Origin of the sequence: Pseudomonas sp. WS 5059 (assembly GCF_012985525.1) — a bacterium.
Taxonomy (GTDB): Bacteria; Pseudomonadota; Gammaproteobacteria; order Pseudomonadales; family Pseudomonadaceae; genus Aquipseudomonas.
The window spans coordinates 844685-866755 of the sequence record NZ_JAAQWO010000002.1 but is presented as its reverse complement, the minus strand read 5'-3'; the positions used below and the strand labels follow the sequence as shown (position 1 = coordinate 866755).

The 22071-nt window shown below is 60.8% G+C and carries 26 protein-coding genes and 2 pseudogenes; 13 read left to right on the top strand and 15 right to left on the bottom strand.

Annotated elements, in window-relative coordinates; genetic code table 11:
- Nucleotides 1–53: 53 nt before the first annotated feature.
- Entirely contained in the window at nucleotides 54–812 is a 759-nt protein-coding gene (locus HBO12_RS08725; RefSeq protein ID WP_169955318.1) for a 5-oxoprolinase subunit PxpA, read from the bottom strand.
- 118 nt (nucleotides 813–930) lie between these two features.
- On the opposite strand from HBO12_RS08725, the gene HBO12_RS08720 reads away from it, so the two are divergent.
- Nucleotides 931–1848, top strand: coding sequence for a LysR family transcriptional regulator (locus HBO12_RS08720; RefSeq protein ID WP_170041937.1), 918 nt, complete (start codon nucleotides 931–933; stop codon nucleotides 1846–1848).
- On the opposite strand, the gene HBO12_RS08715 is transcribed toward HBO12_RS08720, so the two are convergent.
- Nucleotides 1845–2741, bottom strand: coding sequence for a LysR family transcriptional regulator (locus tag HBO12_RS08715; protein ID WP_169955320.1), 897 nt, complete (start codon nucleotides 2739–2741; stop codon nucleotides 1845–1847). The genes HBO12_RS08720 and HBO12_RS08715 overlap by 4 nt on opposite strands.
- A gap of 122 nt (nucleotides 2742–2863) precedes the next feature.
- On the opposite strand from HBO12_RS08715, the gene HBO12_RS08710 reads away from it, so the two are divergent.
- Complete coding sequence (locus HBO12_RS08710) at nucleotides 2864–3622, top strand: SDR family NAD(P)-dependent oxidoreductase (protein WP_170041936.1); 759 nt, start codon at nucleotides 2864–2866, stop codon at nucleotides 3620–3622.
- Nucleotides 3623–3625: 3 nt separating this feature from the next.
- Here the strand turns inward: HBO12_RS08710 and HBO12_RS08705 are convergent, their stop codons facing one another.
- Nucleotides 3626–4066, bottom strand: coding sequence for a multidrug/biocide efflux PACE transporter (locus tag HBO12_RS08705; RefSeq protein WP_169955322.1), 441 nt, complete (start codon nucleotides 4064–4066; stop codon nucleotides 3626–3628).
- 90 nt (nucleotides 4067–4156) lie between these two features.
- On the opposite strand from HBO12_RS08705, the gene HBO12_RS08700 reads away from it, so the two are divergent.
- On the top strand, nucleotides 4157–5011 hold the full coding sequence (locus tag HBO12_RS08700) for a LysR family transcriptional regulator (RefSeq protein ID WP_170041935.1): 855 nt from the start codon (nucleotides 4157–4159) through the stop codon (nucleotides 5009–5011).
- Nucleotides 5012–5024: 13 nt separating this feature from the next.
- Here HBO12_RS08700 and HBO12_RS08695 read toward each other — a convergent pair whose 3' ends face one another.
- From HBO12_RS08695 to HBO12_RS08680, 4 genes are read right to left on the bottom strand one after another with little or no spacing between them, the layout of a single operon-like run.
- Complete coding sequence (locus tag HBO12_RS08695; RefSeq protein WP_169955324.1) at nucleotides 5025–6254, bottom strand: RNA polymerase sigma factor; 1230 nt, start codon at nucleotides 6252–6254, stop codon at nucleotides 5025–5027.
- A complete protein-coding gene (locus tag HBO12_RS08690; protein WP_169955325.1) occupies nucleotides 6251–6727 on the bottom strand; it encodes an SRPBCC family protein in 477 nt (158 codons plus the stop codon). Before HBO12_RS08690 ends, HBO12_RS08695 begins: the two co-directional genes overlap by 4 nt.
- Before the next feature lie 33 nt (nucleotides 6728–6760).
- On the bottom strand, nucleotides 6761–7105 hold the full coding sequence (locus HBO12_RS08685) for a YciI family protein (RefSeq protein WP_169955326.1): 345 nt from the start codon (nucleotides 7103–7105) through the stop codon (nucleotides 6761–6763).
- Between the two features lie 42 nt (nucleotides 7106–7147).
- Nucleotides 7148–7567, bottom strand: coding sequence for a YybH family protein (locus HBO12_RS08680; protein ID WP_170041934.1), 420 nt, complete (start codon nucleotides 7565–7567; stop codon nucleotides 7148–7150).
- 148 nt (nucleotides 7568–7715) lie between these two features.
- On the opposite strand from HBO12_RS08680, the gene HBO12_RS08675 reads away from it, so the two are divergent.
- Together HBO12_RS08675 and HBO12_RS08670 are read left to right on the top strand one after the other, a co-directional pair.
- A complete protein-coding gene (locus HBO12_RS08675) occupies nucleotides 7716–8201 on the top strand; it encodes a GNAT family N-acetyltransferase (protein WP_169955328.1) in 486 nt (161 codons plus the stop codon).
- A gap of 20 nt (nucleotides 8202–8221) precedes the next feature.
- Nucleotides 8222–8827 (top strand): pyridoxamine 5'-phosphate oxidase family protein, encoded by a 606-nt coding sequence (locus HBO12_RS08670; protein ID WP_170041933.1) that lies wholly within the window; start codon nucleotides 8222–8224, stop codon nucleotides 8825–8827.
- Between the two features lie 150 nt (nucleotides 8828–8977).
- On the opposite strand, the gene HBO12_RS08665 is transcribed toward HBO12_RS08670, so the two are convergent.
- Complete coding sequence (locus tag HBO12_RS08665; RefSeq protein ID WP_170041932.1) at nucleotides 8978–9460, bottom strand: GyrI-like domain-containing protein; 483 nt, start codon at nucleotides 9458–9460, stop codon at nucleotides 8978–8980.
- 195 nt (nucleotides 9461–9655) lie between these two features.
- Here HBO12_RS08665 and alaC point away from each other — a divergent pair, with 195 nt between their 5' ends.
- The gene (gene alaC / locus HBO12_RS08660; RefSeq protein ID WP_029296464.1) at nucleotides 9656–10867 is read left to right on the top strand and encodes an alanine transaminase; all 1212 of its coding nucleotides are present in this window, start codon (nucleotides 9656–9658) and stop codon (nucleotides 10865–10867) included.
- 128 nt (nucleotides 10868–10995) lie between these two features.
- Here alaC and HBO12_RS08655 read toward each other — a convergent pair whose 3' ends face one another.
- On the bottom strand, nucleotides 10996–12348 hold the full coding sequence (locus tag HBO12_RS08655; RefSeq protein ID WP_169955332.1) for a GntP family permease: 1353 nt from the start codon (nucleotides 12346–12348) through the stop codon (nucleotides 10996–10998).
- An 84-nt stretch (nucleotides 12349–12432) separates the two neighbouring features.
- A complete protein-coding gene (locus HBO12_RS08650; RefSeq protein WP_170041931.1) occupies nucleotides 12433–12966 on the bottom strand; it encodes a gluconokinase in 534 nt (177 codons plus the stop codon).
- 213 nt (nucleotides 12967–13179) lie between these two features.
- On the opposite strand from HBO12_RS08650, the gene gntR reads away from it, so the two are divergent.
- The 5 genes from gntR (at nucleotide 13180) to HBO12_RS08625 (ending at nucleotide 17084) form a co-directional block, all read left to right on the top strand.
- Entirely contained in the window at nucleotides 13180–14211 is a 1032-nt protein-coding gene (gene gntR / locus HBO12_RS08645; RefSeq protein WP_169955372.1) for an HTH-type transcriptional regulator GntR, read from the top strand.
- 338 nt (nucleotides 14212–14549) lie between these two features.
- The gene (locus HBO12_RS08640) at nucleotides 14550–14873 is read left to right on the top strand and encodes a DUF6124 family protein (protein ID WP_170041930.1); all 324 of its coding nucleotides are present in this window, start codon (nucleotides 14550–14552) and stop codon (nucleotides 14871–14873) included.
- A gap of 181 nt (nucleotides 14874–15054) precedes the next feature.
- Entirely contained in the window at nucleotides 15055–15687 is a 633-nt protein-coding gene (locus HBO12_RS08635) for a glutathione S-transferase family protein (RefSeq protein ID WP_170041929.1), read from the top strand.
- 10 nt (nucleotides 15688–15697) lie between these two features.
- Nucleotides 15698–16435: an NAD-dependent epimerase/dehydratase family protein gene (locus tag HBO12_RS08630; protein ID WP_170041928.1), complete on the top strand. Its 738-nt coding sequence runs from the start codon at nucleotides 15698–15700 to the stop codon at nucleotides 16433–16435.
- Between the two features lie 148 nt (nucleotides 16436–16583).
- A complete protein-coding gene (locus HBO12_RS08625) occupies nucleotides 16584–17084 on the top strand; it encodes a hypothetical protein (RefSeq protein WP_169955337.1) in 501 nt (166 codons plus the stop codon).
- A 37-nt stretch (nucleotides 17085–17121) separates the two neighbouring features.
- Here HBO12_RS08625 and HBO12_RS28725 read toward each other — a convergent pair.
- Together HBO12_RS28725 and HBO12_RS28720 are read right to left on the bottom strand one after the other, a co-directional pair.
- A pseudogene (locus tag HBO12_RS28725) lies at nucleotides 17122–17550 on the bottom strand (methyl-accepting chemotaxis protein); the annotation flags it as partial.
- Between the two features lie 114 nt (nucleotides 17551–17664).
- Nucleotides 17665–18441 (bottom strand): annotated as a pseudogene (locus tag HBO12_RS28720) (PAS domain-containing protein); the annotation flags it as partial.
- Nucleotides 18442–19180: 739 nt separating this feature from the next.
- Between HBO12_RS28720 and HBO12_RS08615 the strand changes: the two are divergent.
- Nucleotides 19181–19597, top strand: coding sequence for a GNAT family N-acetyltransferase (locus HBO12_RS08615; RefSeq protein WP_169955339.1), 417 nt, complete (start codon nucleotides 19181–19183; stop codon nucleotides 19595–19597).
- On the opposite strand, the gene def is transcribed toward HBO12_RS08615, so the two are convergent.
- The 3 genes from def to HBO12_RS08600 form a co-directional block, all read right to left on the bottom strand.
- Nucleotides 19594–20133 carry a peptide deformylase gene (gene def, locus HBO12_RS08610; protein ID WP_029296447.1) on the bottom strand — a complete coding sequence of 180 codons (540 nt, stop codon included), beginning with the start codon at nucleotides 20131–20133 and terminating at the stop codon, nucleotides 19594–19596. The genes HBO12_RS08615 and def overlap by 4 nt on opposite strands.
- 3 nt (nucleotides 20134–20136) lie before the next feature.
- On the bottom strand, nucleotides 20137–21090 hold the full coding sequence (locus HBO12_RS08605; RefSeq protein ID WP_029296445.1) for a YihY/virulence factor BrkB family protein: 954 nt from the start codon (nucleotides 21088–21090) through the stop codon (nucleotides 20137–20139).
- 174 nt (nucleotides 21091–21264) lie between these two features.
- Nucleotides 21265–21456 (bottom strand): CsbD family protein, encoded by a 192-nt coding sequence (locus tag HBO12_RS08600; protein ID WP_170041927.1) that lies wholly within the window; start codon nucleotides 21454–21456, stop codon nucleotides 21265–21267.
- Nucleotides 21457–21655: 199 nt separating this feature from the next.
- Here HBO12_RS08600 and HBO12_RS08595 point away from each other — a divergent pair, with 199 nt between their 5' ends.
- Nucleotides 21656–22033 carry a hypothetical protein gene (locus tag HBO12_RS08595; RefSeq protein ID WP_169955340.1) on the top strand — a complete coding sequence of 126 codons (378 nt, stop codon included), beginning with the start codon at nucleotides 21656–21658 and terminating at the stop codon, nucleotides 22031–22033.
- The last annotated feature ends 38 nt before the right edge of the window (nucleotides 22034–22071 follow it).

The window sequence follows — 22071 nt, the reverse complement described above, 5'->3', positions numbered from 1 at the left end:
TCCTCTTGGAATCATTGTAGAAAGGCAGGCAAAAATCATGCAGGGGCTGCGGTTCAGACGGGTGTGCGCACCACGATCCCCGCCTGGTCCAGGGCCCTGCGGGTCGCCTCCACCAGGTCCAGGGCGCCCGGCGTATCGCTGTGCAGGCAGATGGAATCGAATTCGATAAACAGGTCTTCGCCCTCGACGGTGCGCACCAGCCCCGTCTGGCAGGCCCGCAGCACACGGGCCGCCACTGTCGCCGGGTCCAGGGCGCGCACGTTGCGGGTAAACACGATGGAGCCGGACAGATCGTACTCACGGTCGGCATAAAACTCGCGTACTACCGGCTGCCCCAGTTCCTTGGCAATGCGCCAGATCACCGAGCCGGGCATGCAATACAGCAGCAGTTCAGGCTCCAGGCGTTGCAGGTTTTCCACCAGCAGGCGGGCCGCTTCTTCGTCCCGGGCCAGGTGCATGTACAGCGCGCCATGGGGCTTGATGTGCTGCAAGGTCACGCCCTGCACCCGCGCCAATTCGCGCAGGGCGCCCAATTGGTAGAGCATGTCGTCCACCAGTTCCTGGGCCGGGGCGTTGATGTGACGGCGGCCGAACCCCACCAGGTCGCGAAAGCCCGGGTGCGCGCCAATAGCCACGCCCAACTGCTTGGCGCGCTCGATGGTGCGGCGCATGGTGCCGGGGTCGCCGGCATGAAAGCCGGTGGCGACGTTGGCGGAGCTGATAAACGCCATCAGCTCATTGTCCACACCGTCGCCAATGGTCCAGGGGCCAAAGCTTTCGCCCATGTCCGAGTTGAAATCCACTGTCTGCATCGGGGCTGCTCCGCAAGGGTTCGTGCCAAGGAAAATAGGCTGGCCCTTAACCCCTTGGGAAGATCTATTATCAGATAGGGTATCTTCGGAAAATCAGATACCCCCAAGAGAAATCCCCATGTCGCTTACGCTGCGCCAGGTTCGCTACTTTGTCGCCACCGCCGAAATCGGCCAGATTTCCCAGGCGGCGATTCACCTGAATATCTCCCAGTCGGCAGTGACCACCGCGATCAAGGAGCTGGAAGCCATGCTCGGCGCCCAGCTGTTTGTACGCTCGGCCCAGGGCATGAACCTGACCGACGCCGGCCGGCATTTTCTCAACCGTGCCTACGTGATTGTGCGCAGTGTCGACGATGCCCTCAGCAGCCCGCTGCCAGACTTGCGCGCCAGCGGCGTGCTGCGGGTCGCGGCCAGTTACACGGTGTTGGGTTACTTCCTGCCGCACCACTTGCAACGCCTGGAGCATTGGCACCCGGACGTGACCATCGAAGTCTTCGAGCAGGAGCGCCAGGCCATCGAACAAGGGCTGCTGGATGGCCAGTTCGAGATGGCCGTGGTGCTCACCGCCAATCTCACCCACCCGGATATCGTCTCGCAAATCCTGTTCAATTCCGAACGCCGCCTGTGGCTGCCCAGCCACCACCCGCTGTGTGAACGGCGTGCGGTGAGCCTGGCGGATGTGGCGCAGGAACCCTATATCCTGCTGACTGTGGACGAGGCCGAGCAAAGTGCCATGCGTTATTGGGAGCAGGCCGGGCAGACGCCCAAGGTGCGGCTGCGCACCAGTTCGGTAGAGGCGGTGCGCAGTATGGTGGCCAATGGCAGTGGCGTGGCGATTCTGTCCGACCTGGTCCACCGCCCCTGGTCCCTGGAAGGCAAACGCATCGAGACCTTGAGCGTGACTGACAAGGTCGCGCCCATGAGTGTCGGCCTGGCCTGGCACCGTGAGCGCACCTTTACCCCGGCGATGCAGGCGTTCCGCGACTACTTCCACGATGCCTTCCTCGCCCCCCAGCAACTATCGACACGCCGTTAAAGCTGGGCCTTCAAGGTGGCCGATAACCAGTCCATCAGCACCCGTACCCGTAGCGGCAAGTGGCGCTGGCCGGCATACAGCATCGATACATCCAGCGCAGGCGCGGGATAGTCGGGGAGCACCGCCACCAATTCGCCCTTTTCGAGCAATTCGCGGATGCCCAGCCCCGGTACCTGAATGATCCCGAAACCGGCGAGGCATGCCGACTGGTACGCATCCGTGCTGCTGACCGTGACCCGCCCGGCCATGGCAATACGTTGCACCTTGTTGCCCTGCACATATTCAAAACCCGCGGAGCGCGCACCCAGCGGCCGCACGTAATGCACCAGTTGATGGGCGGCCAGATCGGCCAGGGTCTTGGGTTCGCCATAGCGTTGCAGGTAACCGGGGCTTACGCAGTTGATCATCGGCATGCTGCACAACAGGCGCGCCACCACGGACTGGTCTGGTTGTACGCCCACGCGCAACACACAATCAAAACCTTCGGCCAGCAGGTCGACCTGGCGGTCGGAGCTGCTGATTTGCAGCTCGATCAAGGGGTGCCGGTCCATAAACTCCGGCAGGTGCGGCAGGATCACCTTACGTGCCATCACATTGGGCATGTCGATACGGATCCGCCCGGTCAATTGCGCCTCGTCCTGGCGAAACAACCCCTCCAGCTCTTCCATATGGGCCAGCAGGTCCTTGCTGCGCTCATACAGCACGCGCCCGTCCTGGGTCGCCTGCACCTTGCGCGTGGTGCGCTGCAACAGGCGCGTGCCCAACAGGTCTTCGAGGGCGCGCACCTGCTCGGACACCGTCGAGCGCGGCAGCCCCAGGCTGTCGCCGGCCTGGGTGAAACTCGACAGTTCGGTGACCCGCACAAAGGTGCGCAACAGGTCCAGCTTGTTCATGGTGGCGCCCCGTGATTGTTCGACTGATCCGACCAGTGATTCCGGATTAACTCTGTTTATCACGCAATACCCGGACAAATACACTCATTCCACCATTACCCACCCGCTCCGAGGACTGCACCATGACCCGTAAAATCGCATTGATCACCGGCGCCAGCCGTGGCTTGGGCAAAAGCACCGCCCTGCATCTGGCCGCGCAAGGCATCGATATTGTCGGCACCTACTACAGCAAGGCCGCTGAGGCCCAGGCGGTGGTGGCAGAGATTGAACAGCTCGGCGGCCGCGCCGCCATGTTGCAACTGGATGTAAGCCAGAGCGCCACGTTCGACGGGTTTGTCAGCCAGCTCGGCGAGGTCCTGCAAGCGCATTTCGCCCAGGCGCATTTCGATTTCCTGATCAACAACGCCGGGATCGGCACCCATGCCAGCTTTGTCGAGACCACCGAAGCGCAGTTCGATCAAATGGTCGCGATCCACCTCAAGGGCCCGTTCTTCCTGACCCAGAAGCTCCTGGCGCTGCTCGTCGATGGCGGGCGCATCATCAATATCTCCAGCGGCCTGGCCCGCTTCAGCCTGCCCGGTTATGCCGCCTACGCCTCAATGAAAGGCGCGGTGGAAGTGCTGACCCGTTACCAGGCCAAGGAATTGGGCGCACGGGGGATCAGCGTCAACACCCTCGCCCCCGGTGCCATCGAGACCGACTTCGGTGGCGGCGCGGTACGCGACAACGCCGGCATCAATGCCTTTGTCGCCAGCAACACGGCCCTGGGTCGGGTCGGCTTGCCGGACGACATTGGCGGGGCGATCTCCACCTTGCTGGCCGATGGCAGCAAATGGATCAATGGGCAGCGTATCGAGGCGTCGGGCGGGATGTTCGTCTGACCCTCACACTTGCTCTGGCGCACGTTGCTGCAGGAACTTTTCCCGCAGCACGTCGTAGCCCCAGTGGTACACATAGGTGTACGGCAGGAAGAACAGCAACACGCCGATATCCAGGATAAACGCCTGCATCAGGCTGATATTGAGCCACGCGGCAATCAGCGGTACGGCAAACAGAATCAGCCCACCCTCGAACAGCAGGGCGTGCATGATCCGGGTCTTGACGCTATTGGCCAGTTGCAGGCGCACCTTGAGGCGATCGAACACGCTGTTGAAGATCATGTTCCACGTCAACGCCAACAGGCTGATGGCCAGGGTCACCGCGCCCATTTCCAGGGCTGGGCGACCGGTGATCCAGACCAGCAACGGGGTACAGATCAGCAAGGCCAGGCCTTCGAAGCCAAGGGCCTGGAAAACACGTTCGGTGATGGACTTGGTGGTGTTCATAGGTGTTGCTCTGTGAATGTCTTGGGTTGCCATCATCGCGCCCTGAAACGATACTTCATAATCAATAACCATCGATCAAGGCGATAGATCATGGCTTCTCATGAAGTGTTGCAAGCGTTTGTGCAGGCGGCGACCCAAGGCTCGTTTTCGGCGGCGGCGCGCAAGCTGGGCAAGAGCCAGTCGACAGTCAGCGCCGCAGTGGCCAGCCTGGAAATTGATCTGGACGTGGTGCTATTCGACCGCAGCAGCCGCAAGCCCAGCCTGACCCCGGCCGGGCACGTTCTGCTGCAACGGGCCGAGCAGGTGCTGGAGGCCAGCAGTCGCCTGGAGCTTGCCGCCAGCCAGTTATCCCAGGGGCTGGAGCCCAAGCTCAGTATTGCCATGTCTGATACCTATCAGTCGGGGCGCTTTGAAACGCTGCTCGGTGCCCTGGAGCAGCGCTATCCGGACCTGGAGCTGGAGTGGTTGATTGCCGAATGCGAAGACCTCATCGCCCTGGTGCAAAGCGGGCGCGCGCAGTTGGCGTTTATCGAGGCGCAGGAGGTCTACCCGCCAGACCTGACCCATGCCACCATCGAGGAGCGCGCACAACTTGCGCTGTTTGTGTCCCCGCGGCACGCACTGGCCAGCCTCGATGGTATCGACCAGCAAACCCTGCAACAGTACCGGGAGCTGCGCCTGGCAAGCATCATCAACCCCAATGAAAACCGGCTGACCGGCCGAGTCTGGTCCGCCCCCAGCTTTTTGATGCTGATGGAGATGGCCATCCTCGGTTTTGGCTGGGCCCCCTTGCCGAGCTGGCTGGTGGAGCGCTTTGCCAATGGCCAACTGGTGGAGCTCAAGGCTCGCGGCTGGCCGCGCTCGGTGGCGGTGGATGCGTTGTGGTCGCGGCAACACCCGCCGGGCCCGGCGGGGAGTTGGTTGCTGGAAAAGATGCTCGAATAACCTCCGCCGGCGCCTACACAGGCCTATCGGTGCAGGTTGCCAGGCGTCGTTCGATGAAGCGCTTTTCTGGCATTTGCTGGGTCAGGCACAGGGCTTTTTCATACGCCTGGCGCGCCTCTTTCATCCGCCCCAATTGCCGGCAGAACTCGCCACGCGCTGAATGCGCCAGGTGGTAATCCAGCAACTCGCCGCGCGCCAGGATCCCCTCGACCTGTTGCAACCCCGCCAATGGCCCATCGCGCATGGCCACGGCGGCGGCGCGGTTGAGCTCGATCACCGGGGACGGCAGCATCCTCAGCAGCACGTCATACAGGCCAATAATCTGTGGCCAATCGGTCTGCGCCGCACTCGGCGCCTCGGCGTGCACCGCGGCAATTGCCGCTTGCAGGCCGTAAGGGCCAAAACGCCGGGTGGCCAGGGCCTGCTCCACCAACGCGCAGCCCTGGGCAATCAACGCGGCATCCCACAACGTCCGGTCCTGTTCATCCAGCAGCACCAACTCAGCAGCGGGCGATAACCGGGCCGGGCGCCGGGACTCATGGAGCAGCATCAACGCCAGCAGGCCCATGACTTCCGGCTCCGGCAGCAACTCCAGGAGCAGGTGGCCCAGGCGTATGGCCTCGCGGGTCAAGTCGTCACGGGTCAGGTCGGCGCCCATGGACGCCGAATAACCCTCATTGAATACCAGGTAAATCACGCGCAGTACGCTGTCCAGGCGCTCAGGCAACTCCGCCAGCCCTGGAACTTGGTAGGGGATTTTCGCCTCGCGGATCTTGCCCTTGGCGCGCACGATGCGTTGGGCAATGGTGGCCGGCGTGACCAGGAAGGCTCGGGCAATTTCCTCGGTGCTGAGGTCACAAATCTCACGCAGGGTAAGCGGCACTTGCGCATCGGCTGCCAGCGCCGGATGGCAGCAGGTGAAGATCAGGCGCAGGCGGTCGTCTTCCACGTCTTCGGTACTCCAGTCAGCCGCTTCCAGCGCATCGGCCTGCTCCTGCAGCAACGGGGTGAAACGGGCCTGGCGGCGCAAGCGGTCGATGGCCTTGAAGCGCCCGGTCGACACCAGCCACGCCCCAGGGTTGTCGGGCACGCCATCCTGCTGCCAGCGCTCGACCGCGACGAAGAACGCCTCGTGCAAGGCTTCTTCGGCGAGATCGAAATCCCCCAGCAGGCGAATCAAGGTCGCCAGGACGCGCCGCGAGTCACTGCGGTAGACCGCCTCGACCCGGGCCTTGACGGTCAATCGGGCATGCCCTGGGTCACCAGCGCCACCAGCCGGTCCAGGCTCTCGCCCCACCCCTGGTGAAAGCCCATGGCTTCGTGGGCCTGTTTGTCGGCTTCAGTCCAATGCATGGCGCGCGCGGTGTAGCGGGTCTTGCCGGCAACGTCCTCGAAGGTCACTTCGGCGCTCATGAACGGCTTGCCCGATGGGATCCAGCCGGGCAGGAACGCATCGGTAAACACCAGGCGGCGCGGCGCGTCGATCTCCAGGAACACGCCCTGGGTCGGATACTCGCTGCCGTCCGGCGCGCGCATCAGGGTGCGAAACAGACCACCGACCCACAGGTTCATTTCGCACTCCGGCGTGGTCATGCCGTGTGGGCCCCACCATTGCTGCAACAACGCAGGCTCGGTCCAGGCACGGAACACCCGGCTCGGCGGGGCGTCGATCATGCGGCTGATGGACAGTTCGAATGCAGCGGGTTGAGTGTTCATGGATAAACCTCCTGAGTCTTGTGATTGTTGGGTTCAGAGATTCAAATCACGCACGGGACGTACTTCCACACTGCCGACCCGTGCCGCCGGAATGCCGCCGGCCACCTGCAGCGCCTCATTCAAGTCCCGGGCTTCAATCAGATAGAAGCCGGCAAGCTGCTCCTTGGTTTCGGCAAACGGCCCATCGGTGATCGATAACTTGCCGTTGCGCATGCGCACGGTGGTGGCCGTGCTCACCGGCTCCAGGGCCTCGGCCGCGAGCATGCGGCCACTACCGTGGACCGCCTCGGCATAGGCGTGGCATTCCGGGTCCTTGGGGCTGTCGGGCAGGCTGTGCAGCAAGGCTTCGGCGCTGTAGACCAGGCACAGGTATTTCATGGCGTTCTCCGTTTTCGGACTACTGACTATAGTTGGCAGCGCTCAAGGTTTCAGGTCGAACAGCCCGGCGCCGGTTTCCATATCGAAAGGCGCGGACCAGTGCTCATGCACCACCTTCCATTGGCCGTCGATACGTTGATAACCGGCGGTGACGCGCATCCAGCAGGTTTTCAGCACGCCATCTGGCCCAGAGCCACCACAGTGCGCAAGCCAGTGGGCGAAGGCGCTGTTATCGGCGGCGACGATATGCAGCTCATGGAAATCAAAAACCCCTGGGCCTGGGCAAAACTCCATGCAGGCCTGCCAATGGGCGCGGTAGGCCGCCTTGCCTTTGAACTGCAGGGCCTTGACGGCGTCGAACGCGACGATATCGTCGGCGTAAAAGCTGACAATCTGCTCGACATCCTTGGCGACTACCGCTTGTTTCCATTGCTCGATCAGGGTGTTGATTGGGTTGCTCATGGCGATACTCCTCGGGGTGGAAAATCACGGAAGACACCCTTAGTCGAATGGGCCGCCTGCCAATCGACAAGCCTACAAAAAATAATTTCGCCAAGGATAAAGCCGCTAGAATTTGCGACTTCCTTGTAGGACTTCGGATATCTGCTCGATGGAAACCCGCCTCGCGCCCTATGAGACGCTGACTGCTACCCAGCAACAGCAACTCGCCACCCTCGAAGTCCACCCCGAGCAACTGGCCTATAGCGGTGATATCTACTGCGCGCTGAACAGCCTGCAGGTCAACCCAAGCCCCGGCATCAAGGGCTTCGCCCTGCTGGCCGACGACGTTCCCGTGGCCTTCCTGCTGCTCAAGCGCCCGCCCTGCCTGCCCCATTGGGCCGACGCACACAGCGCCACACTGCATGCCTTGCAAGTCGATCGCCACCAACAGGGCCGAGGCTTTGGCAAGGCCTGCCTACAAGCCCTACCCGCCGCCGCCCGCCTGGCCTGGCCGCAGATCAGCGCCTTGGAGTTGTCGGTGGACAGCGACAATGTGGCGGCGCTGGGCTTGTATTTGCAGCAGGGCTGGGTAGACCGGGGCGAAGCGTATAAAGGGCGGGTGGGTTATGAGCGGCGGTTGGCGCTACTGTTTTGATTACCGGCAAGGAGACTCCCATGCTAACCACCCTGGACCAACTCGAAACCCTCTACGGCCTGCCCCACGAGCGTGCCCTGCGCAAGGAAATCGCGTTTCTCAATGAGGATTACCAGGCGATGGTCAACGCCTCGCCGCTGGTGATTGTCAGCTCTTCAGGCGCCGATGGCCTCGACGGCTCGCCTCGGGGCGATGTGCCGGGGTTTGTGCGGATCATCGATGAACGCACGCTGGCGATCCCGGATCGGCCGGGCAACAACCGCCTCGATACCCTGCGTAACCTGATTGTGGATCCACGGATTGCCCTGCTGTTTATCATTCCGGGGATCGGCGAGACCCTGCGGGTCAACGGGCGGGCGCAGATTTCCATCGAGCCTGAGTTGCTGCAAAGCTTTGCGGTCAATGGCAAGCCGGCACGCTCGGTGATTGTGGTGCAGGTAGAGGCGGCGTATTTCCACTGCTCGAAAGCCTTTGTGCGCTCCGATTGCTGGAACCCGGACAAGCATGTAGAGCGTTCAACGCTGCCGTCAGCGGGGGCCATCCACAAGCGTCTGAATGATGGGCAGTTTGATGCCGAGGCCTATGATCGGGAGATGCCGGAGCGGGTCAAGGCCACGTTGTATTGAGGCCCTGGCCGGCTCGGGCGCCCCTGAGATCGCCATCGCGGGCAAGCCCGCTCCCACAGGTAATTGCGCGGTACCAGGTTTTGAGTACACCCCGATACAAATGTGGGAGCTGGCTTGCCTGCGATGGCGGTGGATCAGGCGATGTACAGGTTATGCGGACTTTTCGACAGGCAGCCAGATTTCCACAGTACCGGTGCCCTTAACCACATCGAAATCGGCGCTGTAACGCTCAAAATCCGGCCCGGCGACCTTGTAGCCCGACGTCGGCAACCACTCGAACATGATCCGCTCATAGGTCTGCGACAGCGCATACACCGGCCCGTAGTGCGCGAAGACGGCATAACGATTGGCCGGCACTTCAATGGATACAAAGTTGCCCGGCACATCATGCTTGGCCGGTACTTCGACGCCGGCGATGTAATCGAATTCTTCTTGCGTGGCGTTGTAGCAAACGCCGTAGGTCACGCCGCCAATGCGCTTCTTGATGTCCTTGATGCACGTGTCGAACAGCTCCCACAACTTCGGAATGTCCCCCAGGGTAGCCTTGCCGTAATGGCCGCCGACCCCGGCGATCACCATGGCCTTGCCCTCTTCCATGCGGGGTTCCAGGGGTAGCGTTGCCTGTTGGTTCATCTGCACAATCTCCATGGGTGAGTGACCAAAACCATACCGAGTATAGGGGCATACTCGCTTCATACTCCAGACCGAAAAATTTCCTACGCCATCTGGACAAACGGCTGTCATCGCCCGTATTGTCTGCCCTGCAGGCCACCGCAGTGGCCGACGTCGCTCGGACGGTTCCGGGCGCTTACGTATTCCGAGGCAACAATGGCAGACCAAGGTTCGCCGCGCCGCTTTGCGCGCATAGATCGACTCCCCCCTTATGTTTTCAATATCACTGCCGAGCTGAAGATGGCTGCGCGTCGGCGCGGCGAAGACATCATCGACTTGAGCATGGGTAACCCCGACGGCCCGACCCCACCGCATATCGTGGAAAAACTGGTGACCGTCGCCCAGCGTGAAGACACCCACGGCTACTCCACCTCCAAAGGCATCCCGCGCCTGCGCCGCGCTATTTCGCGCTGGTACAAGGACCGCTATGAGGTGGATATCGACCCGGAAACCGAGGCCATCGTGACCATCGGCTCCAAGGAAGGCCTGGCGCACCTGATGCTGGCCACCCTGGACCAGGGCGATACCGTGCTGGTGCCCAACCCCAGCTACCCGATTCATATCTACGGTGCGGTGATCGCCGGCGCCCAGGTGCGTTCGGTGCCGCTGATTCCCGGCGTGGACTTCTTTGCCGAGCTGGAACGGGCGATTCGCGGTTCGATCCCCAAGCCGAAAATGATGATCCTGGGTTTTCCGTCCAACCCGACCGCGCAGTGCGTGGAGCTGGATTTCTTCGAGCGGGTGATCGCCCTGGCCAAGCAGTACGACGTGCTGGTGATCCACGACCTGGCCTACGCCGATATCGTCTACGACGGCTGGAAAGCCCCGTCGATCATGCAGGTGCCGGGCGCCAAGGACATTGCTGTGGAGTTTTTCACCCTGTCCAAGAGCTACAACATGGCCGGCTGGCGCATTGGCTTTATGGTGGGCAACGCAGAACTGGTCAACGCCCTGGCGCGCATCAAGAGTTACCACGACTACGGCACCTTCACCCCGCTGCAAGTGGCGGCGATTGCCGCGCTGGAAGGCGACCAGCAATGTGTGAAGGATATTGCCGAGCAGTACCGCCAGCGCCGCAACGTGCTGGTCAAGGGCCTGCATGAGCTGGGCTGGATGGTGGAGAACCCGAAGGCGTCGATGTACGTCTGGGCGAAAATCCCCGAGGCGTATGCCGCCATGGGTTCGCTGGAATTTGCCAAGAAGTTGCTACTCGAAGCCAAGGTGTGTGTGTCGCCGGGGATCGGCTTTGGCGAGTATGGCGATGACCATGTGCGCTTTGCGCTGATCGAGAACCAGGACCGCATTCGCCAGGCGGTGCGCGGGATCCGCGCCATGTTCCGGGCCGACGGCCTGGTCACCAAGGCCTGATGCCTAACCCGATCCAACGGTCAATGTAGGAGCTGGCTTGCCGGCGATGCACACACCTCGGGGTGCCAGGCATACCGAGGTGATGCTATCGCCGGCAAGCCGGCTCCTACAGTGATGTCAGTGAAGGTTTAAACCACCAACGACAGCAACATGATGAAGCCCAGCGCCACGATGGACAGGATGGTCTCCATGGCCGTCCAGGTCTTGAACGTCTCGGCCACGGTCATGTTGAAGTACTGCTTGACCAGCCAGAACCCTGCATCGTTGACGTGCGACAGAATCAACGACCCCGCCCCCGTCGCCAGCACCAGCAACTCCAGGTTGACCCCCGGCACCATCCCCACCACCGGCACCACAATGCCTGCGCCAGTAATGGTGGCAACGGTCGCCGAGCCCGTGGCAATCCGAATCACCGCCGCCACCAGCCAGGCCAGCAGGATCGGGTTGATCTGCGCTGTCACCGCCATATGGCCGATCACATCACCCACGCCGCTGGTCACCAGCATCTGCTTGAAACCGCCACCGGCACCGATGATCAGGATGATCGCGGCGGTCGGCGCAAGGCTGGCATCCAGCAGCTTGAGGATCTGTTTGGAATGGATGCCCTGGCGATGGCCAAAGGTGTACAGCGACAGCAGCAACGCCAGGAGCAAGGCGCTGATCGGGTGGCCGATCATGTCCATCCAGTTACGCACGATGTGCCCGTCTGGCAGGGCGATGTCGGCGAAGGTTTTGAGCAGCATCAGGAAGACCGGCAGCAGCACGGTGATCAGGGTGATGCTGAAGCTCGGCAGGTTTTTCCCGTCAGACTCGCGGGCCAGTTGGTCCACCAGTTCCTGGGACGGGTTGCCGGGGATGTACTTGGCAATGAACGTACCGAAGATCGGCCCGGCGATGATGGCGGTGGGCAAGGCGACGATCAGGCCGTAAAGGATGGTCTTGCCGATATCCGCGCCAAACACGCCGATGGCCAGCAACGGCCCCGGGTGCGGCGGCACCAGGCCATGCACCGCCGAGAGGCCGGCGAGCAAAGGGATGCCGATCTTGATCAGCGACACACCGGTGCGCCGCGCAACGATAAACACCAGCGGGATCAGCAGCACAAAGCCGATCTCGAAGAACAGCGGGATGCCCACCAGGAAGGCGGCGAACATCATTGCCCACTGCACCTTGTCCTTGCCGAAGGCGCGGATCAGGGTTTGGGCGATCTGATCGGCACCGCCGGATTCGGCCATCATCTTGCCGAGCATCGTACCCAGCGCCAGGATTATCCCGACAAACCCGAGCACGCCGCCGAAACCGTCCTGGAAGGCCTTGATGATCTTGTCCACGGGCATGCCCGAGGTCAGGCCCAGAAAACCTGAGGCGATGATCAGGGCGATAAAGGGGTGAACCTTGAACCGGGTGATCAACACGATCAACCCGATGATGGTGACCACTGCATCGAGCAGCAGGTAAGACTCGTGGGACATGCCAAACATGGGGGTCGTCTCCTGTTTGTTGTTGTTATTAAAGCGGGTGTTGAGTTTCGTGCCGTCGGATAGCGCTATCTTTCAGCCAAAAAATCATCGGGAAGGTTCAAAGCCGTGGGTCAGCCACCACGCGTGGGTCTGCGCGGCCAACGCGTCGATGCTGTCTTCACTGGCATTGAGGGCCAGGGTCAGCGGCTCGCCAATGGGCGATTCGAGGGTGGCGAACTGGCTGTCGATCAGGCTGGCCGGCATGAAATGGCCGGGGCGATGGGACACACGGTCGGCGGCCACCTCGCGGGTCAGTTCGAGGAAGACAAAGCCCAGGCCCGGCGCGGCTTCGCGCAGGTGATCGCGGTATTTTTTCTTCAGCGCCGAACAGGTCAGCACCGGATGCTCGCCGGCCTTGAGCGCACGGCGCAGCTCATCGCAGAGGATATCGAGCCAGCCGGCACGGTCGTCGTCGTTGAGAGGATGGCCTGCGCTCATCTTTTCGATGTTGGCAGCCGGGTGAAAGCTGTCGCCTTCAATGGCGGTGGCGCCGTTCAACAGGCACAGGGCCTCGCTGACACTGGACTTGCCACAGCCGGAAACACCCATGATGACCAGGGCGGTAACAGGTTGACTCATGAAACACCTCAGGACGCAGATAGCGCTACCTTTGCACGCCCTAAGGCTAGTGCAAAAACAGGCTTTTCCCGCGCCTAATTGTCATTTTTATGGAGTGACGCGTGCATCCTCTCCAACTGTTTGCGCAAGGATCAGGCAACCCTTTGCGCAAGTATTTGCAGGCCTTTGGAGACAGCGCTACCTTAGTGCCTCGATTTTTGTTTGGCAAGCCGCCTGATGACCTCCAAGAACGATAAAAATACCCGCACGACGGGTCGCCCTACCCTTAACGAAGTTGCCCGCCTGGCGGGGGTCAGCCCGATTACCGCCTCCCGGGCCCTGCGCGGGATCAGTACGGTGGCCACCGAACTGGTGGAAAAAGTACAGAAAGCCGCCGCCGAGCTGAACTACGTGGTCAACCCCGCCGCCCGCGCACTGGCGTCGGCCCGCAGCCAGTCGGTGGTGGTGCTGGTGCCCTCGCTGTCCAACCTGCTGTTTATCGAAACCCTGGAAGCCATCCACCAGGTGCTGCGGCCCAAGGGCTTCGAAGTGCTGATCGGCAACACCCACTATTCCCGGGACGAAGAAGAAAACCTGTTGCGCAACTACATGGCCTACCAGCCTCGGGGCCTGCTGCTGACCGGCTTTGACCGCACCGAAAGCGCCCGGCGCATGGTGGAGTCGAGCAATGTGCCCTGCGTGTACATGATGGACCTGGACCCGACGGCCGGCCTCAACTGCGTCGGTTTCTCGCAGATCAGTGCCGGTGAAACCGCTGCGGCGCACCTGATCTCCCGGGGCCGCAAACGCCTGGCCTATGTCGGCGCGCAACTGGACCAGCGCACACTGCTGCGCGGTGAGGGTTTCCGTCGTGGCCTGCAACAGGCCGGCCTGTATGACCCGGCCCTCGAACTGCTGACCCCGCGCCCCTCGTCGGTGGGCCTGGGTGGCGAGTTGTTCCTGCAACTGTTGGCCAGCCACCCGGACGTGGACGCGATCTTCTTCGGCAACGACGACCTGGCCCAGGGCGCCCTGCTCGAAGCCCTGCGCCACGGGATCAAAGTGCCACAGCAGGTGGCGGTGCTGGGCTTCAACGACCTGCCCGCCTCCAGCTTCATGGTGCCGCGCCTGAGCAGCATCAGCACCCCACGCGAAGCCATTGGCCGACGCGCGGCAGAGCATTTGCTGACGGTGATGGCCGGCAACAAGATCGCCCGGCCGGTGGTGGATATGGGGTTTGAGTTGAAGGTGCGCGAGAGCACCTAGGCGCCAGCTGTAGGAATAGACTGACTCTTTGGCAGCGCCTTGCTCCGTTACCTACGGTTGCGTCAGAATCCGCCGGCTTGTGCGCCTGGGTGGGGCTCTCTAAGGTGGCCCGGTCGCTGAACTTCTCGGTGATCGGGTTTAGTAGCCTGAGCAGTCATACAAATGAGCATGAGCTTCATCTATCAGGCTTACCGCCTGTGCTTGATGGTGGCTGTGCGCAGGGCGCCCTCGTGGCGCGCCGGTTTTTTGTATGACTTTACCGGTCTACTAACCTGCGTACAGCCGCCACCCTTTCGTTTAGTAGCGACCCGGTGGTGGCCCAGCCAAAGGTCATAACCATGTTCAAAGTTACTCCCAACCCCCCGCTTCACGACGCAAAACTCAACCAGGCCGCCCACCGCGCTATTGATCACTACCTCAATCCCCCGACCGCCCCGGCGCCCGAACCTTCCACCCTGTTCACCGTCACTTCCGGCGCCAGCAGCGAAAGCCTGATTGCCAACAGCTATGAAACCTTTTCCTCCGTTACCACGTTGCTGCTGGACCTGTCCGAAGACCTGACCGGCAAAGACCGTGACAGGACCCTGGCGATTCATCAGTTGAGCGAGTTGGGCGTGTTGCTGATGAGCACACTGATGGACCAGCAAACACCGCACAACTAAAAGCCCAGACGCGATCAAAAAGGTGGGAGCGGGCTTGCCTGCGATGGCGGTGTGTCAGCCACCCAAGATAATGACTGGCACACCGCCATCGCAGGCAAGCCAGCTCCCACATTTTTTTACCGTGCCCACTTGGCCCCTGCTAAATTGGCCAACGCCAACTCACACCTGCCAGGGAAGCACCATGGGACATGCGCTGAAAATCTTGGGTCGCACTTCGTCCATCAACGTACGAAAAGTCCTGTGGACCTGCCAGGAACTGAACATCCCCTACGAGCGCGAAGACTGGGGCATCGGCTTCACCCCCACCCAATCACCCGCCTTCCTCGCCCTGAACCCCAACGCCCAGATCCCGGTGATCATCGACGACAACGGCGTGCTGTGGGAGTCCAATACCATCTGCCGCTACCTGGTGGGCCTGCACCAGCGTCAAGACCTGCTGCCCACCGCCCCCGCGCCACGGGCCAGGGTCGAGCAATGGATGGACTGGCAAGCCACCGAACTCAACCCCTCCTGGGGCTATGCCTTCCACGCCCTGGTGCGCCAGAACCCGGACTTCCAGGACCCGCAGCGCATTGCTGCCGGCGTGCGCGGTTGGAACGACAAGATGGGGTTGCTGGAGCAGCAACTGAGCAAAACCGGCGCCTATGTGGCCGGTGACAGCTTCAGCCTCGCCGATATCCTGATCGGCCTGTCGGTGCACCGCTGGCGGATGACACCCATGGAGCACCCGTCCTACCCGGCTGTCGATGCGTACTACGCCCTGCTCAGCCAACGCCCAGGTTTCCAAGCCTTTGCCCTCGACGGGCACAACTAAGGATTACACGATGAAAGGACTCAACGTACTGCTCACCGGCGCCTGCGGCAGGATCGGCAAGACATTTTTCGAAGCGTCGAAAGATCGCTACCGCTTTACCCTCACCGACCGCGTCGCACCGGGCTTCGCCCTCGACGGCCATCGCTTCGTGCAGGCCGACTTGAGTGACAAAGCGGCCCTCACCGCGCTGCTCGACGGCATCGACGTGATTGTGCACCTGTCGGGCATTCCCCACGCCAGCGCCACCTTCGACGAACTGCTACCCAACAATATCCTCGCCACCACCTATCTGTTCGAAGCGGCTGTGGCCGCCAACGTCAAGCGCCTGGTCTTCGCCAGCAGCGCCCAGACCATCGAAGGCTACCCGGTGGATCGGCAAATCACCCCAGGCATGCCGGTGCTGCCCGCCAACCTGTATGGCGTGAGCAAATGCTACGGCGAAGCGCTGTGCGGCTATTACGCAGCCAAAACCCCACTCTCCACCATCGCATTACGCATTGGCGCGTTTGAATTTGCCGAAACCCACGACCTGAACAACGCCCGCGACCTCAGCGCCTGGCTCAGCCCTCGGGATGCCGTGCAATTGTTGCAGCGCTCGGTGGAGATCGAGGGGGTCAAGCACTTGATCGCCCATGGCATTTCCAATAACCGCTTCAAGCGCCTGGACTTGAGCGAGACCACACGGGTTCTGGGATATCAGCCGCAGGACGATGCCTTCCAGGTCTTCGAGATTCCCATCACCTACTGAAGGCAATGGCCGCCGACGGCAAACATTGGCCGTCGGCAACCCGCTTGCTGCCTAAAGACTGCCCTCACAGCCAATGAACACGGGGTTTAGGTCCCGGCACGCTAATTGCTAAACCCTATGGACCGTTCAAAACCACAGGTGCCCGATCATGTTGGTCAATACCCAAGTCTCGTCCGTGATCCAACAGTCCAAACGCCCCGACCTGGACCCGGCCAACGCCGCCGCCAGCGCGCTGTACAGCGGCGTGATGCAGAACGTGCAGAACGCCGTTGCCGCAACCCAGGTGCAAGCCACGCAAAAGGCTACCGACACCACGGCCAGCAATGTGGATGCTGCGTTTGCCAAGACCCGCCTGCAACTGCAAGCAACGCCGCCGACCAGCGCCACGCCGGCCACCTCAGCCAATACCCAGGCTCGCACAGAATTCAATGAGTACATGACCAAGACGCCGGCCGAGCGCATTCGCGATCAGATCCTCAAGGAAAAGGGCCTGACCGAAGAAGAAGTGAAAGCGATGCCTATCGAACAGCAGAATGCCATTGCCCTGGAAGTGACTGAGCGCCTGAAAATGCAGGCGGCGCAGCAGTTTGCCGAGAAGACTGCCGACCCGCAGATCAAGGCCGTGAAAGATACCCTGGCGGCGATCTGACCCGTGTAGGAGCCGGCAAGCCGGCTCCGTTGGGGGGCTATTGCAGTTGCAGGGTGGAGTTGAACTGACCGATGGCATCCACCACATGCCGCGAGCCTTCCTGGATCTCCAGGATCACCTGCCCCGCTTCATTGGCCAACTCCACCCCCAGCCCGGTGCGGCTCAGGCTCGACTGCATGCTCGATACCGCGCTCAGGGACAAATCGTGGTTTTTGCGCACCACGTCGACAATCTCGATCGTCGCCTGGCTGGTACGCGCCGCCAGGCTGCGCACCTCGTCCGCCACCACTGCAAAACCACGGCCGTGCTCACCCGCGCGGGCGGCTTCAATTGCCGCGTTGAGTGCCAACAGGTTGGTTTGATCGGCAATCCCGCGAATGGTCTGCACGATGGTGCCGATAATGTCCGACTGCTTGCTCACCGCATCGATGCTCAACGCCGCTTCATTCAGGTCACGGGAGATTTCTTCGATGATCTGCACCGTCTGCTGCACCACTTGCGAACCCTTGCGGGCGCAGGCGTCGTTCTGTACCGAAGTGGCGTGGGCCGAATCGGCAGCGTTACGCAAGGTGGTGACCTGTTCGGTGATGTCACTGGCGAACTTCACCACTTTGTACAGGCGGCCGTTGGTATCGAAGATTGGGTTGTAGGAGGCTTCCAGAAAAAGTGTCTGACCCTGCTTGTTGCGCCGTTCAAAACGGTGGGAGTGGAATTCGCCGCGGTTGAGGGAGGCCCAGAATGCTTTGTAAGCCGGCGACTCCACCTCCGCGCGATGGCAAAACATGCTGTGGTGCTGGCCAACGATTTCGCCGAGGGAATACTGCACCGTCTTCAGGAAATTCTGGTTGGCATTGAGGATCTGCCCCTGGGGCGTGAACTCAATGACGGCCATGGAACGGCCGATGGCGTCGATCAGGCTTTGGTTTTCATGTTCACGGTGGATCCGCTCGGAAATATCCGACGCCACCTTGATCACGCTCTGCACCTGTTTATCCGGGCCGAACACTGGCATGTAGCTGGCCTCCAGCCACACTTCCTGACCGCTCTTGGTCAAGCGCATGAACGTGCCGCTGATGGGCTCGCCCTGGGCCAGGTCGCGCCACAACTTGGCGTAGGCGTCGCTGCGGTAGTAGGACTCTTCACAGAAGATTCGATGGTGTTTGCCGCGTACTTCCTCGGCGCTGTAGCCCATGGTCCTACAGAAGTTTTCGTTGGCATCCAGTACCACGCCGTCGCGATCGAACTCGATCATCGCCATCGAACGACTGATGGCCGCGAGCTTGGCTTGGGCCTGGGTCAGCGCACAGGAAAAACGCTCGATTTCCAGCAGGTCGGATTTGTGGTGGAGGTTAAACATGATCGGATCACCTTCAGCGCTGTCTTTGAATGACGGTTAGTTCTTGGATTTGACCCAGTACAACTTTCCACAAAACAGGCAAACGCATCCGTCCAGAGACAGGACAAGTGTCAGGCGATAGATAAATGATGGCCAATCGGAGAGTCCATGGGGCAACGCTCGTTTCAAGGCATCCTTTTCTTGATGACCCCCTCAGGGGTCCGCTTTAACCGACACACGTAAATCCATTTAACCTGATGCTCCTTTTTTCCCGGCGCTTTGACATACGCACTCATCTATTCACGGTTTGTATAGTGCTCATCAATCACTATGCAATCGGCCACCCAAAACGCTTCATATGGCAAGCGACATAAGTGGTTATGGGTGAGCATAGACAGGGCTTGGCGCTATGCAAGGCCAGTAATCAGCCAGTATTGATGAACAGGTATTGGAGGGGGACGTGCGGGGGGATGTCAGTGTGTATCGATACCGTATAGGAGCGAGCACGCTCGCTCCTATAGTCAGGCACTCAGTGACCGAACAGGCCTGTCTCGGTTTTCTTGGCTTTTTTGTCCGCGCGTTTTTCATCGGCGGTCTTTGCCGGTTTCTTCTTCGCGGCTTTCTTTGAATCCATACCTTTGGCCATGATGCATGCTCCACTAACAGAGGAAGTAACAAGGGGTATAACACCTATTGCCCAACAGAAGGCGCTTTGCCCGACTTATAATCCCCGGCCCTTGATCACGCCTGTCGAACTACCATGCCCGAGTTGCACATTGATCTACTGGCAGAGCCCCTGTGGCCGCTGCTGAACAAGTTCTACCGCAGCCACAATTCCTCGATGAAAGCCCTCAAGGGCGGCCAGTTGTGGGTGGCGCGCAATAGCGAGATTGTCGCCGGGCTGTGCCTGAGCCCTGTGGTCGGCGGCCAGTGGCTGACCGGGCTGTTTGTCGATCCGACATTGCGCGGGCAAGGGCTGGCAGCGCGGCTGATCGCCAAAGCCATCGCGCCTGTTGAAGGCACCGTGTGGTTACTGTGCCACCCCGACCTGGAAGAATTTTATGCCGCCCAGGGCTTCAGCCAGCAGACCGTGTTGCCACAGTCGTTGGCCGAGCGCCTGGTGCGCTATAAACGCAACAAGCCGATGATTGCCATGGGCCTGTGCCGCCAGGGTTAAGCGTCGGCGGCGGGATCCAGCTCCGGGAACATCACCTCGATAAACCCGAATTTGCTGAAGTCTGTAATCCGCGAGGGGTACAGGCGGCCAATCAGGTGGTCGCACTCATGCTGCACCACCCGTGCGTGGAAACCGTCGGCAATCCGCACAATCGGCTCGCCCTTGGGATCAAACCCCTCGTAGCGAATCTGCTGGTAGCGATCCACCGCACCGCGCAACCCAGGTACTGACAGGCAGCCTTCATAGCCCTCCTCCAGCACCGGGCTCAGCGGGGTAATCAGCGGGTTGATCAGGATGGTCTGGGGCACCGCCGGCGCATCCGGGTAGCGCTCGCTGCTCTCGAAGCCGAAAATCACCAGTTGCAGGTCGACACCGATCTGCGGCGCGGCCAGGCCGACGCCGCCCACGTGCTCCATGGTCTGGAACATGTCATCGATCAACTGCCACAGCTCGGGGCTGTCGAACATTTCCGGTGGCACCGGTGGCGCGATACGCAGCAGGCGCTCATCGCCCATTTTCAGGATTTCACGAATCATCGGTCAGGTTTCATCAGTGGTGGGCTTGGGAATCGAATGGTCCCGGCCAAGGCCCGAGACATGCTGTTTTTCATCGGGGTGATGCTCGCCAAAATCCTTCTCACCGGGGTCCTTGCCTTCGGCAGACATATGCTCGATCACTGCGTTCATCTCCGCGCCCAGCAGCAACACGGCGGCGGAAATATAGAAGTACAACAGTAGGACGATGATCGCGCCGATGCTGCCGTACATGGCGTTGTAGTCGGCGAAGGTCTTGACGTAATAGCCAAAGCCCAGTGAAGCCACGATCCAGACCACCACCGCCAGCACCGAGCCTGGCGTGATAAAGCGAAATTTCTGCTTCACGTCCGGCATCACGTAGTACATCAAGGCCACGGCGAACATCAGCAGGATCACGATCAACGGCCAGCGCAAGATGGTCCACAGGGTCACGACGAATTCCTGCATGCCGATCTGCCCGGCCAGCCATTCCATCACTTGTGGCCCCAGGACCATCAACGCGGCGGCGGCCAGCAACATGCCAGCGATGCCCACGGTGTAGAGAATCGACAGCGGGAAACGTTTCCAGATCGGCCGGCCTTCCACCACGTCGTAGGCGGCGTTCATCGCACTCATCATCAGGCGCACGCCCGCTGAGGCGGTCCACAGCGCAATGACGATACCCACCGACAGCAGCCCACCCTTGGATTGCTGCAACTGGTCGATCACCGGGTTGACCTGCTCCAGGGCCTGGGGCGGCAACACCAGTTCCGACTGCAGGCGCAACCAGCTGAAGAAGTCCGGCAGATGCAGGAAACCGATCAGGGCAATCAGGAACAGCAGGAAGGGGAACAGCGAAAACAGCATCTGGTAGGCCAGTGCCGAGGCGTAGGTAGGCATCTCGTCGTCGATGAACTCTGTGACGGTGCGCATCAATACGCGGTGCAGCGGCAGATCTTTTAATACCGGAAAAATCATAGCGTCTCCTTTCGCCGCAAAAGGTTGAGTTCGTGGGCGACTCAGGGGCCGTTTTCTACATCAAGGTAGCCTATTTGGCGACCTTGAAACAATTTCGAAACTTTAAACATCGGGTGTGACACAAAAACGGCCATCCGTGGATGGCCGTTATGCTGCATGGTGCAAACGCTGGAATCAGGCTTTGTCGACGGTATTCTTTACCGCGTCCTTGACCTTGCCGACCGCTTGCTGGGCTTCGCCCTTCTTCTCTTGGATCTTGCCTTCGGCCTCAAGCTTGGTGTTGTCAGTGGCTTTGCCGACACCTTGCTTGATGTTGCCGATGGCTTCGTTTGCTAAACCTTTTGCCTTATCCGCAGTGCTGCCCATGGTATTTCTCCGTAAGAACAATCAAGGGTTTTGGTCATTACGTAAGGGTTGACCCTGGGCCTCTGCGCAGAGTTTCAATTATTTGCGTAAGGCATTTCATCACCCAGCACAGGTTTGGCTTTATGTTTTGCGGCCAACCCCCGAGAATGCCCGGCAGATTCAGGCTCAACCGCTGAATAACAGATCCCGTAGGAAGGTTATGAAACTCAATAAATCACAGGCCATCGCCCGCAGAAACCTGGAACTGGGCGGTGCCGTGCTCGGCGTCAACAACTGCCACTTCACCGACCTGGACCGCAAGCGCAACATCTGGTGGTTCGACCTGCCAGTGGCACGCATCGCCATTGGCCAGTACGAGTGGATTCATTTGTTGATGCACAACGCCGAGACCGACCAGTTGCTGCACCTGAAAGTACCGACCGTGTACCTGCGTGAAAAACTTGAAGGGTTGGTGGTGCGCAACGCGGGCAAGCGCAAGCCGGAGATTACCCTGGAGCTGAGCGCGGACAAGGATTCGTTCCTGAAAGATGTACGCCCGGCAGGCGTTGGCGTGAGCTTCGCGCAGTTCGCCCTGTAAATACCCGATCACAAATGTGCGGGCTGACATGACGCCAT

What these genes read in the sequence shown, in the direction of transcription:
- HBO12_RS08725 (WP_169955318.1), bottom strand. Translation starts at nt 812, where the DNA reads ATGCAGACAGTGGATTTCAACTCGGACATGGGCGAAAGCTTTGGCCCC.
- HBO12_RS08720 (WP_170041937.1), top strand. Translation starts at nt 931, where the DNA reads ATGTCGCTTACGCTGCGCCAGGTTCGCTACTTTGTCGCCACCGCCGAA.
- HBO12_RS08715 (WP_169955320.1), bottom strand. Translation starts at nt 2,741, where the DNA reads ATGAACAAGCTGGACCTGTTGCGCACCTTTGTGCGGGTCACCGAACTG.
- HBO12_RS08710 (WP_170041936.1), top strand. Translation starts at nt 2,864, where the DNA reads ATGACCCGTAAAATCGCATTGATCACCGGCGCCAGCCGTGGCTTGGGC.
- HBO12_RS08705 (WP_169955322.1), bottom strand. Translation starts at nt 4,066, where the DNA reads ATGAACACCACCAAGTCCATCACCGAACGTGTTTTCCAGGCCCTTGGC.
- HBO12_RS08700 (WP_170041935.1), top strand. Translation starts at nt 4,157, where the DNA reads ATGGCTTCTCATGAAGTGTTGCAAGCGTTTGTGCAGGCGGCGACCCAA.
- HBO12_RS08690 (WP_169955325.1), bottom strand. Translation starts at nt 6,727, where the DNA reads ATGAACACTCAACCCGCTGCATTCGAACTGTCCATCAGCCGCATGATC.
- HBO12_RS08685 (WP_169955326.1), bottom strand. Translation starts at nt 7,105, where the DNA reads ATGAAATACCTGTGCCTGGTCTACAGCGCCGAAGCCTTGCTGCACAGC.
- HBO12_RS08680 (WP_170041934.1), bottom strand. Translation starts at nt 7,567, where the DNA reads ATGAGCAACCCAATCAACACCCTGATCGAGCAATGGAAACAAGCGGTA.
- HBO12_RS08675 (WP_169955328.1), top strand. Translation starts at nt 7,716, where the DNA reads ATGGAAACCCGCCTCGCGCCCTATGAGACGCTGACTGCTACCCAGCAA.
- HBO12_RS08670 (WP_170041933.1), top strand. Translation starts at nt 8,222, where the DNA reads ATGCTAACCACCCTGGACCAACTCGAAACCCTCTACGGCCTGCCCCAC.
- HBO12_RS08665 (WP_170041932.1), bottom strand. Translation starts at nt 9,460, where the DNA reads ATGAACCAACAGGCAACGCTACCCCTGGAACCCCGCATGGAAGAGGGC.
- alaC (WP_029296464.1), top strand. Translation starts at nt 9,656, where the DNA reads ATGGCAGACCAAGGTTCGCCGCGCCGCTTTGCGCGCATAGATCGACTC.
- HBO12_RS08655 (WP_169955332.1), bottom strand. Translation starts at nt 12,348, where the DNA reads ATGTTTGGCATGTCCCACGAGTCTTACCTGCTGCTCGATGCAGTGGTC.
- HBO12_RS08650 (WP_170041931.1), bottom strand. Translation starts at nt 12,966, where the DNA reads ATGAGTCAACCTGTTACCGCCCTGGTCATCATGGGTGTTTCCGGCTGT.
- HBO12_RS08640 (WP_170041930.1), top strand. Translation starts at nt 14,550, where the DNA reads ATGTTCAAAGTTACTCCCAACCCCCCGCTTCACGACGCAAAACTCAAC.
- HBO12_RS08635 (WP_170041929.1), top strand. Translation starts at nt 15,055, where the DNA reads ATGGGACATGCGCTGAAAATCTTGGGTCGCACTTCGTCCATCAACGTA.
- HBO12_RS08630 (WP_170041928.1), top strand. Translation starts at nt 15,698, where the DNA reads ATGAAAGGACTCAACGTACTGCTCACCGGCGCCTGCGGCAGGATCGGC.
- HBO12_RS08625 (WP_169955337.1), top strand. Translation starts at nt 16,584, where the DNA reads ATGTTGGTCAATACCCAAGTCTCGTCCGTGATCCAACAGTCCAAACGC.
- HBO12_RS08615 (WP_169955339.1), top strand. Translation starts at nt 19,181, where the DNA reads ATGCCCGAGTTGCACATTGATCTACTGGCAGAGCCCCTGTGGCCGCTG.
- def (WP_029296447.1), bottom strand. Translation starts at nt 20,133, where the DNA reads ATGATTCGTGAAATCCTGAAAATGGGCGATGAGCGCCTGCTGCGTATC.
- HBO12_RS08605 (WP_029296445.1), bottom strand. Translation starts at nt 21,090, where the DNA reads ATGATTTTTCCGGTATTAAAAGATCTGCCGCTGCACCGCGTATTGATG.
- HBO12_RS08600 (WP_170041927.1), bottom strand. Translation starts at nt 21,456, where the DNA reads ATGGGCAGCACTGCGGATAAGGCAAAAGGTTTAGCAAACGAAGCCATC.
- HBO12_RS08595 (WP_169955340.1), top strand. Translation starts at nt 21,656, where the DNA reads ATGAAACTCAATAAATCACAGGCCATCGCCCGCAGAAACCTGGAACTG.